Raw genomic sequence first — 12,909 nt, 5'->3', positions numbered from 1 at the left:
ATGAATAACCAAAATAGTTTTGAAAAGTCACAAACAGGAAAATTATACTTAGTGCCAACACCTATTGGAAATTTATCTGATATTACAATCAGAGCTAAAGAAATTTTGAATCAAGTTGATTATATTGCAGCAGAAGATACGCGTCACACAGGTCAACTACTTAAAAATTTAGATATCAAAAAACCAATGATTAGTTTTCATGAGCACAATACACAAGAAAAGATTCCTGATATTCTAGAACGACTAGAATCGGGACAAACGATTGCGCAAGTCAGTGATGCAGGGACACCAGCAATTAGTGATCCGGGAGAACTATTAGCTAAAGCAGCTATTGAAAAAGACTTGGCTGTTATTTCAATCCCAGGACCTGCAGCGTTTTTGACAGCATTGGTGGCTTCAGGATTGGATGTTCAACCGTTTACTTATGTTGGTTTTCTACCCAGAAAGAAAACACAACAGCTTGAAAAATTGGAAGAAATCAAGGCAATAACACATACCACAATTTTTTATGAGGCGCCTCATCGTTTGAAAAAGACGCTAGCTAATCTAGCTGAAGTTTTAGGCGAGAGTCGTCGTATTGTTTTGGCCCGCGAATTAACCAAAATTCATGAGCAATATTTAAGAGGAACAATCGGTGAAATCATAGCACACTATACTGATAATGATCCTCGTGGAGAGTATGTTTTACTGATTGAAGGGATGCAAGATACCATTGAAGAAGAAGTATCTTCAGATGACCTAGTATCTTACGTTGATCAAAAAGTAACGGCTGGTGTTTCTAAAAAAGATGCTATCAAAGAAGTTGCTAAACAATACAACATTTCAAAGAATGAATTATATGATTTATACCACCGAAAATAAATAAAGGAGTAACTGATGCCACGTTATTACGAAAAAAAACATCAAATACAATTTTATGAAGTCGATGTTACGAGTCACTTAACGTTATCTTCATTACTCAACTTAGTGATAGCTGCATCTGGTGAACACCTAGAAGAAATTGGGGTCTCATCACAGGAGCTAATCGATAGACACTTAGGTTGGGTTGTAACGCAATATCACATGTCAATTAATAAAATGCCTGAAACAGGTCAAACTATCTATATCAAAACAGCTGCAATGGAATATAATCGATACTTTTGCTACCGCAGTTATTGGTTATACGACGACAATCATGAAGAGTTGCTAGAGATTAATAGTGTTTGGATTATGTTAGACTTACAAACACGCAAAATGGTTTCTTCAGATCCAGATATTATGTTAAAAACCGGTGCTAAAGAAATTCGTCGTCCACAAAAATTTCCACGTATTAAATTACCAAAAGATCAACTAGCAGTTGATAAGTCATACTTTGCCGAGTATTTTAATATTGATGAAAATGAGCACGTTAGCAATTCACATTACTTTGATTGGATGATTTCAAGCTTGCCTTTATCCTTTATTAAATCTCACCAAGTGAAATCTTTAGACATTAAATATGAACACGAAATTTTGTACCATGACAGCCCAAAAAGTCATGTGTATTTTGATAATGAAACCAATAAAAGTTATCATAAAATTTCAAATGGAGATTTAACTGCTGCTGAATGTATTATTCAATGGTAAAAAAATAACTTGTCGAAAATTCGACAAGTTATTTTTTTATGAAGTGGCATTATTAACAAATTCTGCTAGTTTATGGCCGTGCATTTCTGCACTTAGCCCAACTAAAAGCTTGATGCGGGCTTTTTGTCCGTTAAGACCTCGACAGAAAATAACACCCATCTCTTTTAATTCAACACCACCACCAACGTAATGGTAAACGTCTTCGGCAATACCGTTAAAACAACGTGATACTAAAACAATAGGGATTTGTTTATCAAGTAATTTTTGGATTGCGGGAAGTGTTTGAGGTGGCAAGTTTCCAGCACCTAATGCTTCAATGACCACACCTTTTGTTTTTGGATGATCTAATAATTCAAATTGAAGTGGACTCATGCCAGCGTATGCTTTAACTAAAAAAACTTCTTCTGTTAGGTCGTTAACCTCAGCTGTTGTTTGTGCGATTAATTCTTGGAAGAAGTGTACGCGATTTTTGCTGATTAAGCCAATTGGACCAAATGTCGGTGTTCTGAATGTTGCGACATTTGTTGTATGTGTTTTGGTAACATAGCGTGCAGTATGAACTTCATCGTTCATCACAATTAAAACGCCTTTATTTTTTGCGTTATCACTAGCAGCTGTTAAAATTGCACTTTGGAAGTTGTGCAGACCATCGCTGCCGATTTCATTTGATGAACGCATTGCACCAGTTAAGACAACAGGAAGATTATTAGGCAATGTTAAGTCTAAAAAGTACGCTGTTTCTTCAAGTGTGTCAGTACCATGAGTAATGACAACGCCATCAATATTTTCTTCATCAAATCCTTTTTGAATGCGCTTTTTCAATTGCAACATGTGTTCAGGTGCAATATGTGGTGAAGGTAAATTAAAGATATCTTCAACAACCAAATCAATTTCAAAATCGAAATGATGTGTTAATTTTAACAATGGATTTTCTTCGTTTTGAATCACCTCACCGGCTTCATTTTCAGACATTGAAATTGTACCACCAGTGTGAAGAACTAGAATTTTTTTCATTTATAAGACCCCTTTATATCCGTTCCTAATACCATGTTTCCTATATTTTATCAATAATGTAAGTCAATTGCTAATATGCTAAAATTAACTTGTTAATAAATTCTTAAACATTGGATATCTAAGGGAGAACTAGCTTAATGAAGAACAGAAGTCTGAGCAATATCAACTTTGTCGTAATTTTTGCGTTAATGGTTGCAATTAGTGTTGTGTTACAAAAAATATCTTTTGGGACACCAATCACTCAAGTTGGATTAGGATTTATTGGAACAGCTTTAATGGGCAGATTTTTTGGTCCAGTATGGGCTGGTATAGGTGCCGGATTAGCTGATATTTTGAATTCAATAATTCTAGGTGTATTAGGTGGTTTTTATCCTGGATTTACATTATCGGCTGTTGCAACAGGGGTTATCTATGGAATCTTTTTATACAGACAAACGCTTAGTGACGATTGGCGAAAAATCTGGCGAATTATTGTTAGTGTATTATTAGTAACCGTAATTGTTTATGTGATTATGAATACTTTATGGATTACGCATATGACCAATGGCAATTTTGCACACTTATTGGGTATTAGATTACCTAAGCAATTAATTTTACCTTGGATACAAATGTTGATTTTAGCATTAATAACAATTGCGTTAGACCGTGTTAAAATAGAATCAATATTAAATAGATACTCTAAGTAAAGAAAGCGAAGCGAAAATAGTGAACGTATTATCAATGAGTACAGCTACAAGCCAATTGTCTGTAGCTTTACAAACTGCAAATCAAGTAGTTGAAAAAAACAGAACAGATAGTCGCAATCATAGTATTCATTTGATGCCGACAATAGAAGCAATTCTTGAACAAGAAAATTTAAAACTAAGTGAAGTTGATGCCTTTGTAGTTGCAAAGGGTCCTGGCTCATATACCGGTGTTCGAATTGGTGTAACCGCGGCTAAAACAATGGCCAAAGTACTAAACAAAAAACTATACGGGGTTTCAACATTGGCACTTTTAGCTCGCAATAGTTCAGATGAAGAAGCGCTAATTGTGCCCGTGATTGATGCTCGTAATCATAATTTTTTTGCAGCAGCTTTTTCAGTGAATGAATCAGGTTGTTACCAAGAGCAGCTGAGTGAACAGCATATTGGCTTTGAAGATTTAGTCAAACAACTGACAATTAAGGCTGAACAACTGGGTAAAAATCAATTGATTTTTGTAGGTGAATCACTAGAAGCACAACAAGAAGCGTTCCCTGATTTATTCAATCAAGCTGATATCAAGTTAGAAGTTGCAAAAGATAATTTAGTTCATGCGGAGTCAGCAATAACAATGATTGATCAGTTGACACCTGAAGATGTTGATCAATTTGTACCTGAATACTTAAGAAAAACACAAGCAGAAACTGATTGGGCAAAAGCTCATGGTAACCATGATGGTGATCAGTATGTTGAAGAGGTTTAAGGCAATTTTAGGTTTTAATCAACTATTTTTTAGTTTGCCTATTCATGAACAGCCTCTTTATTTAACAACTGAGGATATGACGTTTAAACTGGTGAAAGCAGATTTAATGCATTTAAATGCATTAATGGCAGCACAGCGGAAGATTTATCAAAGTGCGCCTTGGGACAAGTTTGCATTTAGACAAGAGTTATTGAATACGCATCGCCGATTATATCTAGCACTTTTTCATCAAAAAGAGCTCATTGGTTATATTGGGATTAAGTTTACACCGTCGTTTAGAGAAGCTCATATCACAAATGTGGGGATTATACCTGATTATCAGAATCGACATCTGGGGCAGTATTTGATTCAGTTGGTTTGCGATTATGCTGAGCAGTTAAATTTAAATAAAGTGAGTTTAGAAGTTCGAATCGACAATCACAAAGCACAATATATTTATCAAAAAATGGGATTTAAAAAAGTAAGGATTCGAAAAAATTATTACTTTTTTGAAAAAATTGATGGGGTCACAATGGTGAAACCCCTATAAAGGAATTGAACAAACGTAATGAGTGAAACAAAGCAAAATTTAATTTTAGCATTTGAAACAAGTTGTGATGAAACAAGTGTTTCGGTAATTAAAAATGGACATGAAATATTATCAAATATGATTGCAACTCAAGTTAAAAGTCACCAACGTTTTGGCGGTGTTGTACCCGAAGTGGCTAGTCGTCACCACGTTGAAATTATTACTGCTCTAATCACAGAAGCACTTGAAGAAGCACATGTGACTTATGAAGATTTAGATGCTGTAGCTGTAACTAAGGGGCCAGGTCTTGTTGGTGCCTTATTAATTGGTATTTCAGCTGCTAAAGCTGTGGCAATGGCGCACAATCTTCCTTTGATTGGGACTAATCATATTGCTGGCCATATTAAAGCAGCTAATTTAGTCGATAAAGTTGAGTATCCAGCATTAGCACTTGTAGTTTCGGGTGGACATACAGAGCTAGTTTATATGAAAACACCTAGTGACTATGAAATAATCGGAGATACACGAGATGATGCAGCCGGTGAATCTTATGATAAAGTTGGTCGTGTTTTGGGAATCAATTATCCAGCCGGAAAAACGATTGATGAGATGGCTCATAAAGGTGCTGAAACTTTTGATTTTCCGCGTGCGATGATGAAAGAAGATAACTACGACTTCAGCTTTAGCGGACTCAAAAGTGCTTTCATTAATACAGTTCATCATGCTGATCAAGTTGGTGAAACATTAGATAAGAACGATTTAGCTACAAGCTTTCAAAATGCTGTTGTTGAAGTTCTTGTTCATAAAACACTTAAAGCAATCGCAGAGTACCAACCTAAAACGTTTGTTTTAGCAGGTGGTGTTGCGGCTAATCAAGGACTAAGACAAGCGCTAACTGAGGCAATTAATCAAAAATTTCCAGAATTAAAAATGATTATTCCGCCGCTTCGCTTATGTGGTGACAATGCCGCAATGATTGGTGCGGCAGCTTACCAACAATTTTTAGATAAAGATTTCAGTGATATGAGTTTAAATGCTGAACCAGGTCTTGAATTCCCTTATGAAGGGGAATAAAAAATAACCATCTTCTTATTTAAGAAGATGGTTATTTTTTATGGATTCAATGAACTTTTTTGAAAGAAAAAATTAAGGAGTTTTAAAGGTTTTTTTAGTTCATACATTTATTAATAAATGTATGATAAGTTAAAAATAATGAATTGGAGAGTCGATTCAAAAACAAAAGGGTTATATTTAGGGGGATTTTTTGATGAAGCGTTTATTTGTCTTCGTCTCGTTTTTGTGTTTGTCTATATTTTTAGCGTTTTCAATTAATGCTAAAAAGGAATTGCTTTATTATACGGATTATCCAAGTGTTACAGTTAAAGGACTTTCTAAGACAACAGAAGTTGCAAATCGAGAAAAATTAGTCAATCAATTGCAACAACTAGGACAAGAGACTAATAGTTTGATAGCAAGGAGAGTTGCGGCACCCAATGACCAAGGGGTGCAGCGATTTACATACGATCCTTATGGTATTGGGAGTCTACCTGTTGGACTTAATCGGGCTACTCAGGAAGAAGCAAATTCTAGTAGTTTAGTTAACAGCTATTTAATTGCTTCAGGTAGTTTAACGGCAAGACAACTTGAGAAAAAAATGAATGAATCAGGGTATGAAACAAAATCATATGAAGGGAATCGAAATCTTTTTGATAATATTTTATATGTATCAATTAACGAAACAACATTTGTTTCACTATTAATTTTTGTCCTGACTTTTATTGGCACTTCATTAGTAGTTAGAATTAAAAGATTAAGATATGCAGGAATTGAACTTGTTTCAGGGAAGTCAATTTTGAAAATTGTAATCAAGCCGGTTTATGATGATTTTCTAATGATTATGGGCAGTATAATTTTAACGACAAGTCTAGGATTTGGCTTGTTAAGTTATTTACATGTTTTTTCGTGGAAATTACTAGGATTACTAACTGTGACTTTATTAACTTATGGAACAATATTACTATTTTTATCCATTATATTAACTTTAATCGAAATTTTGAGTTTAAAGAGATCATCCTTAATGAGGGTTATAAAAGGCAGCTTACCGACTAAATCATTAATGGCAACTATGTTAGTCAGTCAATTTCTGTCTATTATGATGTTGATTTTGGTGATGATATTTGGGTTGAAATTTTATAGCGATTATCAGGATTTAGCTAAATCAGAGCAAACGTGGGAACAATACCCAAATTATTACAATGCGACATTTGGACTAGGTGGCATTGTTGCTAAAAGTAAAGAAGATAATATTCAATATTTTACACCGTTTCAGGGATTGGCTAAAGATGCTATAACTAATCATGATGCAATATTAATTAAAAAGAATTATCAACAACCTAAGACTATGGAAGAACAAATGGCAGTTATGCAAGATAAATCAAAAGTTGAATCTTTGTATGTTAATCTTAACTATTTAAATCATGAAGATATCAAAATAAGCTCAGAATTCCAAACTAAGGTTAGTAATTTTCAAGAGGGAGAATTTGCTTTGATTTTACCTAAAAAACTAGCAAGTCAAAAGCAAGTTATCATTGAAAAATATAAAGCAGAGATTCAAAATTACGCTAGTAAAACTGACGATATTAGATCTGACAGGCTTTATTCAGTAAAAGAACCTCTTGTGGAATTTGTTGAAGATAATCAAGAACGTTTTTTGTTTAATAAATCAAATTTAGATGGTCTACAATTTGCAATTGATCCCGTAATGGTTGTAATTAATGACAAATCTATTTCAAAATCGATGCCAAGTTGCTTATTTTGGGGGATTAGTGCCATTAACGATGTTTACTATAAAAATTACGATGAAACAATTGCGTTATTAAAAAAACATCAGGTTTATCAAGAAGTATCTTACTTAGAAAATATTAAGTTTCAATATGCAAATAATACTAATGAACTTAAAATTAAATTAACTTCAATTTTGATAGGAGCAATTTTGGCAATTGTAACCAGTGTCATTTTATTTAGTGCCATGAATTTGCTTTACTTTGAACAATTTAGACGAGAAATATTTATCAAGAAGATTAGTGGTCTATCTTTCTTTGAAATTCATAAAAAGTACTTGAGCTTTGAACTAGCCATGTTAGGTTTAGGAGCAGGAATCCCCGTGATTTTGGGTGCTAATAGCCTAATAGCAATTGGAGCTTTAGCAGTTATGATATTAGTACTCACTATTTTGTTGTTTATCCAAAATAGAAATGAGCAACAAACAGCAATGACAGTAATGAAGGGGAAATAAGAATGAAAAAATTATTCTTGAGTTTATCAACATTATGTGTTGCTATTTTTATCACATTATCGATTAGTAGTCGCAAACAAGATATTGATTATCGTATTTATCCATCAGTCACGGTACATGATGTTAACCGAGATGCTGACAGTGTGTATAGCCGGGACACGGTAGATAACCAGTTAACACAATTAGCCCATAAGACTAATAGTACTATTGGAAAGTTAGTAATTAAGCCGAACAAAGCCGGTGTAGTTAATTATCAATTTCAAAAGTATGGTGAAAGCAAATTACCTCAAGAACTTGAAGAAGTCTCATTGGCTGAGAAGGATAAGACAGCAGTTGTAGCAACATACATTATAACTTCGGGATCCTTATCGGTAAGTGAGCTTCAGCAATTATTTCAAAGTTCAGGCTATGTTGCTTCTGCTTTGAGTCAAACGTCATTGCCGAGATTATTCGTTCAAGTAGCAGCAACATATGTTAGTATCTTAATCTTTTTAACTTTTGTTTTAACTTTTGCAGGTATTATTATCGTGTCTAATTTAAAACAAGTTAAACAGGCAGGTATTCGATTAGTTTCTGGTCAATCATATCGAAATCTTTTCAGTCAATTATGGTTAGATGATTTTCTGCCATTAGTGATAACGACAGCAGGGAGTTATTTGCTAGGGTTAGCATTATTATCTGTTTTGGGATTATTTGCCTCAACATATGTTTTAATATTGACTTTGGGGCTAGGATTATATTTTTTAACTTTAGTTACAACAGCAACAATTTTGAATTGCATAAATTTATTAACTTTAAGGCAAGAAAAACTAATCACGTTGATTAAAGGTAAACTATCTTTGAAAAAGATTATGGCTATTGTTTCAACTAATCAATTAGTTGGTGTGTTTTTGATGGGGTTGATGTTGTTTTTGGGGACAACTTATTATAGTAGTTACCAAGAACAAGTGAAGGCTACGGATTCATGGCAACAAAATTCGCAATTTTATCAATTTGATTATTCTGTTGCTTTTGAAACTGGTAAGTCACAAGATAAGAAAAAATTAAAAGAAACTTGGTATGACGTTGCAAATGAAGCTGTTAGTTCAGGATTAGCGATGTTAGTCGATGGAACGTATTCTTCAACTAGCCATGCACTATACGTCACACCTAATTATTTAATTAATCAAAATATTGAGTTAGATGGTGAATTAGCTAATAAACTAATGAATTTAAAATCGGGAGAATTTGGGGTATTAGTTCCAGATAACCTGAAAAATCAAGAAACTCAAATTGTGCAAAATATAACAGCGGATGTACAAGACTTATCAGATCAGGATAAAGGCCCGGGACAAGACTACTTAATGACTGTATCACCGATTGTTGCCACAATTAAAAGTGGTAGTTCCAGATTTATGATGAATACTTCAAATATAAATAGTCAGCAATTTATAAGTGACCCAGTTATCGTAGTGTTAACACCGGAGTCAACAGGAAAAACAGAATTGTCAGGATTATTTTGGGAAACTAATATGTTGTTTTATCAAAACTATGATCAAGCTTTAGCACTATTTGAACGTCATGGTGTAAGTCAATATATTTCTTATCTCGAAAAGGCACAATCCTTATATTTGAATAACGTTAATGACATGAAGACTCGCACAATTGCCTTAATGATTGGTATAGTTTTAATGATAGTAACAATCGTAATTTTATTTAGTACGATGAATTTGATTTATTTTGAACAATTTAGAAGAGCTATTTTTATTAAAAGATTATCAGGCCTTAATTTTATAGAAATACACGGCAAATATCTTTTAAGTGAGTTCTCGGTATTAATAAGTGGTGTTTTGATTTTTTGGTTATTATTAAAAGACTCGGTTATCGCAATAATAACATTAGGCTTAATGAGTTCGATATTAGGTATTATTATGTATATCCAAAACAAAAAAGAACAAAAAGCAGCCATAACAGTAATGAAGGGGAAATAAGAATGATAAAAGTTGAAAATGTAACAAAGGATTTTGATAATCGTGAATTATTTACAAATTTAAATTTGAATTTTGAGAAGGGAAAAATCTATGCTTTAATCGGTCCGAGTGGAAGTGGAAAAACGACGTTACTCAACATGATTGGTCATTTAGAAAAGATTACAAAAGGCGATATCACTTATGATGGTCAGTCACTAAAGTCAATTTCTGCTCATCGTTACTTTAGAAATGAGTTAGGCTATTTGTTTCAAAATTTTGGATTGTTAGATGCTCAATCTATCAAAGATAACTTAGATTTAGGACTTGTAGGTCAAAAAATTAAAAAGCAAGAGAAAGTAGAAAGACAAAAATTAGCTCTAAAGCAAGTAAACTTAGATTACCTGAGTCTTAATCAAAAAATATTTGAATTATCTGGGGGAGAAGCTCAGCGTGTCGCTCTGGCGAAAGTGATTTTAAAAAATCCACCTCTTATTTTGGCTGATGAACCAACTGCAGCACTTGATCCTAAAAACGGACAAGAATTGATGGAGTTATTGCTCTCACTCAAAAATGATGATCGGACGATTATTATTGCAACACACAATCAAATGATTTGGGAAAATGCTGATGAAGTGATTGATCTAAGAAATTATCGCAATTAAAAAAAGACAAGGACAGTTAGTCCTTGTCTTTTTATTCGTTTTCTTCTTGTTGAGTTAGCCAATATTCCCAATTGTCATTTTCGGTTGTCAATTTTTCATTGATTGCATCAATTTCTGACTGAAATTCTGACATTTTACTATAGTCTGTAGCATATTCAGGCTTAGCCATTTGTTCTTGGATAGCTGCAATTTCACTTTCGTATTTTTCAATATTTTCTTCAGCTTGGGCAATGCCACGCTCAATTTTACGAAGTTCAGCTTGGCGTTTCTTTTGTAGGGCATAGTCTTCTTTACCACCACTATTATTTTTAGTTGTCTTTTGTTGAAGGGCAATATCATCTGGCTTGATAATTTGTTCTTTCTTTTCCAAATAGTAATCGTAGTTCCCATCGAAGACGTAAGCCTGATTGTTTTTGACTTCAATTGTAGTTGTAGCTAGTTCGTTAATAAAGTAACGGTCATGGGATACAAAGACAAGTGTGCCATCAAAATCACGAAGTGCTTTTTCGAGAACTTCTTTTGCATCAATATCTAAGTGGTTAGTAGGCTCATCCATAATCAAGAAGTTGTGATTCTCCATTGATAAAACGGTCAAAGCAAGACGCGCACGCTGTCCACCTGAAAGTTGACCCACGCTTTTTTCGATATCATCAGCGCCGAACAAGAAACTCGCTAAGACACTTCTGATTTCTTTTTCGGGTGTTAAACGATGACGGTTCCAAACAGTATCAATAACTGTTTCTTTTGGATTAAATTGTGAGATTTCTTGATCATAAAAACCAACTGAAACGTTAGCACCAAACTTGTAGCTACCAGCAAGCGGTTCGAGCTGTTTAACTAAAGTTTTTAGTAGGGTACTTTTTCCAATTCCATTAGCTCCCAAGATAGCAACACGATTATGCTTGTTGACTTGTAAGTTAATGTCATTAATCATAGGTTCGTTTTTTTCGTATCCTACACTCATATGGTTAATAAGGAGAGCTTCTTTACCACTTTGCTTTTCAACATTAAATTTCATTGTCATTTGACTTTGATGTTTAGGGGGTTGAATGCGTTCCATTTTATCAAGTTGTTTACGACGACTTTGCGCACGTTTGGTTGTGGAAGCACGTACGATATTTTTTTGGATAAAGTCTTCTTGTTTTTTGATTTCAGCTTGTTGTTTTTCGTAAGCTTCTTGATTTTGACGATCCATTAATTCACGTTGCTCAACATATTTTGAGTAATTACCAGTAAAATGCGTTAACTTTTTGAAGCTTAATTCATAGATTTCAGTTGTAATAGCGTCTAAGAAGTACTGGTCGTGAGAAACAGCTAAAATAGCACCTGAATAGTTTTTCAAGAAGGTTTCAAGCCAGGTTAAAGTGTCCACATCCAAGTGGTTAGTTGGTTCATCTAATACCAACAAGTCTGGCTTTTTAAGCAAGAGCTTCACAAAACCAAGTCTGGTTTTTTCACCACCTGATAATGTACTTATCTCTTGATGGTACGTTGATTCATCGAATTTAAACCCATTTAGTACGGTTTTAATATCGGTTTCGTAAGTAAAACCGCCATTAATTTGATAATCGTACTGCATTTGATCATAGCGTTTTAACAGCTCTTCATCTGGTTGAGATTGCTTAGCTAGCTGTTCTTGAACTTCAGTCATTTTATTACCTAGTTCAATTAAAGGGGTAAAAACTTGAAGCATTTCATCCCAGATAGTTTGATTAGTGTCAAAATTATGCTCTTGGGCAATGTAGCCAATTTCAATATTCTTAGGTGTTGAAATATGACCAAGTGAAGGCTCTTCTTGTCCTGTAATCATTTTGAGCAGTGTACTTTTACCTGCACCGTTTGGACCGACTAGACCAATACGGCTTTTATTTTGAATTTCGATATCTAGATTTTCAAATAACACATCACTACCAAAGTGGCGTGCTAATTGATTTCCTTGTAAGATAATCATTATTTCACCTCATTTTTATTCACTGTTTAGCATATCATAATTCGGTGCTTGATAAGGGATTTTAAGCAATTTTTAGCATTCTACTTTTTTTCTGCTAAAAACTTGCACTTTTTCATAAAGATGATATTATTTATTTAGAAGTTAGCACTTGATAAATAAGAGTGCTAATTATTGTAGGAGGGAAATTAAATGTTAAAACCTATTGCTGATCGCGTGATTTTAAAAGTTAAAGAAGATAAAGAAGAAACAGTGGGAGGTATTGTACTAGCAAGCAGTGCTCAAGACAAACCTCAAGTTGGTGAAGTTATCGCCGTTGGGCAAGGTGCTCGAACTCGTGACGGTCAAAGATTACCATTGACTGTTAAAGTTGGAGATAACGTTTATTACGATAAATACGCAGGTACAACTTTAAAATATGAAAATGAAGATTATTTAGTATTAAAAGAAAACGATATTTTAGCAATTATTGATTAATTTTT

General features: G+C 33.8%; 12 protein-coding genes. 10 read left to right on the top strand and 2 right to left on the bottom strand.

The genetic code is table 11. The features are described 5' to 3' along the window. Both rsmI and JNUCC72_RS04265 read left to right on the top strand, forming a co-directional pair. Nucleotides 1–861 carry a 16S rRNA (cytidine(1402)-2'-O)-methyltransferase gene (gene rsmI / locus JNUCC72_RS04270; protein WP_454143237.1) on the top strand — a complete coding sequence of 287 codons (861 nt, stop codon included), beginning with the start codon at nt 1–3 and terminating at the stop codon, nt 859–861. Nucleotides 862–876: 15 nt separating this feature from the next. Beyond that, a complete protein-coding gene (locus JNUCC72_RS04265) occupies nt 877–1,605 on the top strand; it encodes an acyl-[acyl-carrier-protein] thioesterase (RefSeq protein WP_454143235.1) in 729 nt (242 codons plus the stop codon). Nucleotides 1,606–1,641: 36 nt separating this feature from the next. On the opposite strand, the gene JNUCC72_RS04260 is transcribed toward JNUCC72_RS04265, so the two are convergent. Further along, complete coding sequence (locus JNUCC72_RS04260; RefSeq protein ID WP_454143233.1) at nt 1,642–2,619, bottom strand: asparaginase; 978 nt, start codon at nt 2,617–2,619, stop codon at nt 1,642–1,644. Nucleotides 2,620–2,756: 137 nt separating this feature from the next. Between JNUCC72_RS04260 and JNUCC72_RS04255 the strand changes: the two genes are divergently transcribed. The 7 genes from JNUCC72_RS04255 (at nt 2,757) to JNUCC72_RS04225 (ending at nt 10,479) form a co-directional block, all read left to right on the top strand. Continuing rightward, the gene (locus JNUCC72_RS04255) at nt 2,757–3,305 is read left to right on the top strand and encodes a folate family ECF transporter S component (protein WP_454143231.1); all 549 of its coding nucleotides are present in this window, start codon (nt 2,757–2,759) and stop codon (nt 3,303–3,305) included. A gap of 34 nt (nt 3,306–3,339) precedes the next feature. Then, nucleotides 3,340–4,065, top strand: a complete 726-nt coding sequence (tsaB, locus tag JNUCC72_RS04250) for a tRNA (adenosine(37)-N6)-threonylcarbamoyltransferase complex dimerization subunit type 1 TsaB (protein ID WP_454143229.1) — start codon at nt 3,340–3,342, stop codon at nt 4,063–4,065. After that, complete coding sequence (gene rimI, locus JNUCC72_RS04245; RefSeq protein ID WP_454143227.1) at nt 4,052–4,594, top strand: ribosomal protein S18-alanine N-acetyltransferase; 543 nt, start codon at nt 4,052–4,054, stop codon at nt 4,592–4,594. The genes tsaB and rimI overlap by 14 nt, the downstream gene beginning before the upstream one ends. Nucleotides 4,595–4,612: 18 nt before the next feature. Further along, on the top strand, nt 4,613–5,647 hold the full coding sequence (gene tsaD / locus JNUCC72_RS04240; protein WP_454143225.1) for a tRNA (adenosine(37)-N6)-threonylcarbamoyltransferase complex transferase subunit TsaD: 1,035 nt from the start codon (nt 4,613–4,615) through the stop codon (nt 5,645–5,647). A gap of 193 nt (nt 5,648–5,840) precedes the next feature. Then, the gene (locus JNUCC72_RS04235) at nt 5,841–7,868 is read left to right on the top strand and encodes a DUF1430 domain-containing protein (RefSeq protein ID WP_454143223.1); all 2,028 of its coding nucleotides are present in this window, start codon (nt 5,841–5,843) and stop codon (nt 7,866–7,868) included. A gap of 2 nt (nt 7,869–7,870) precedes the next feature. Next, on the top strand, nt 7,871–9,838 hold the full coding sequence (locus JNUCC72_RS04230) for a DUF1430 domain-containing protein (RefSeq protein ID WP_454143221.1): 1,968 nt from the start codon (nt 7,871–7,873) through the stop codon (nt 9,836–9,838). Between the two features lie 2 nt (nt 9,839–9,840). After that, nucleotides 9,841–10,479: an ABC transporter ATP-binding protein gene (locus JNUCC72_RS04225; protein ID WP_454143219.1), complete on the top strand. Its 639-nt coding sequence runs from the start codon at nt 9,841–9,843 to the stop codon at nt 10,477–10,479. 31 nt (nt 10,480–10,510) lie between these two features. On the opposite strand, the gene JNUCC72_RS04220 is transcribed toward JNUCC72_RS04225, so the two are convergent. After that, nucleotides 10,511–12,430, bottom strand: coding sequence for an ABC-F family ATP-binding cassette domain-containing protein (locus JNUCC72_RS04220; RefSeq protein WP_454143217.1), 1,920 nt, complete (start codon nt 12,428–12,430; stop codon nt 10,511–10,513). A 189-nt stretch (nt 12,431–12,619) separates the two neighbouring features. Between JNUCC72_RS04220 and groES the strand changes: the two genes are divergently transcribed. Next, nucleotides 12,620–12,904 carry a co-chaperone GroES gene (gene groES / locus JNUCC72_RS04215; protein WP_454143215.1) on the top strand — a complete coding sequence of 95 codons (285 nt, stop codon included), beginning with the start codon at nt 12,620–12,622 and terminating at the stop codon, nt 12,902–12,904. Nucleotides 12,905–12,909 lie beyond the last annotated feature (5 nt).

The organism is Holzapfeliella sp. JNUCC 72 (assembly GCF_053668685.1).
Note: the sequence above shows the minus strand (reverse complement) of the source record. Positions and strands in the feature narration are given on the sequence as shown.

Bases quoted from the DNA above. Each gene is read 5' to 3' on its own strand.
- rsmI (WP_454143237.1), top strand. From the start codon at position 1: ATGAATAACCAAAATAGTTTTGAAAAGTCACAAACAGGAAAATTATAC.
- JNUCC72_RS04265 (WP_454143235.1), top strand. From the start codon at position 877: ATGCCACGTTATTACGAAAAAAAACATCAAATACAATTTTATGAAGTC.
- JNUCC72_RS04260 (WP_454143233.1), bottom strand. From the start codon at position 2,619: ATGAAAAAAATTCTAGTTCTTCACACTGGTGGTACAATTTCAATGTCT.
- JNUCC72_RS04255 (WP_454143231.1), top strand. From the start codon at position 2,757: ATGAAGAACAGAAGTCTGAGCAATATCAACTTTGTCGTAATTTTTGCG.
- tsaB (WP_454143229.1), top strand. From the start codon at position 3,340: ATGAGTACAGCTACAAGCCAATTGTCTGTAGCTTTACAAACTGCAAAT.
- tsaD (WP_454143225.1), top strand. From the start codon at position 4,613: ATGAGTGAAACAAAGCAAAATTTAATTTTAGCATTTGAAACAAGTTGT.
- JNUCC72_RS04235 (WP_454143223.1), top strand. From the start codon at position 5,841: ATGAAGCGTTTATTTGTCTTCGTCTCGTTTTTGTGTTTGTCTATATTT.
- JNUCC72_RS04230 (WP_454143221.1), top strand. From the start codon at position 7,871: ATGAAAAAATTATTCTTGAGTTTATCAACATTATGTGTTGCTATTTTT.
- JNUCC72_RS04225 (WP_454143219.1), top strand. From the start codon at position 9,841: ATGATAAAAGTTGAAAATGTAACAAAGGATTTTGATAATCGTGAATTA.
- JNUCC72_RS04220 (WP_454143217.1), bottom strand. From the start codon at position 12,430: ATGATTATCTTACAAGGAAATCAATTAGCACGCCACTTTGGTAGTGAT.
- groES (WP_454143215.1), top strand. From the start codon at position 12,620: ATGTTAAAACCTATTGCTGATCGCGTGATTTTAAAAGTTAAAGAAGAT.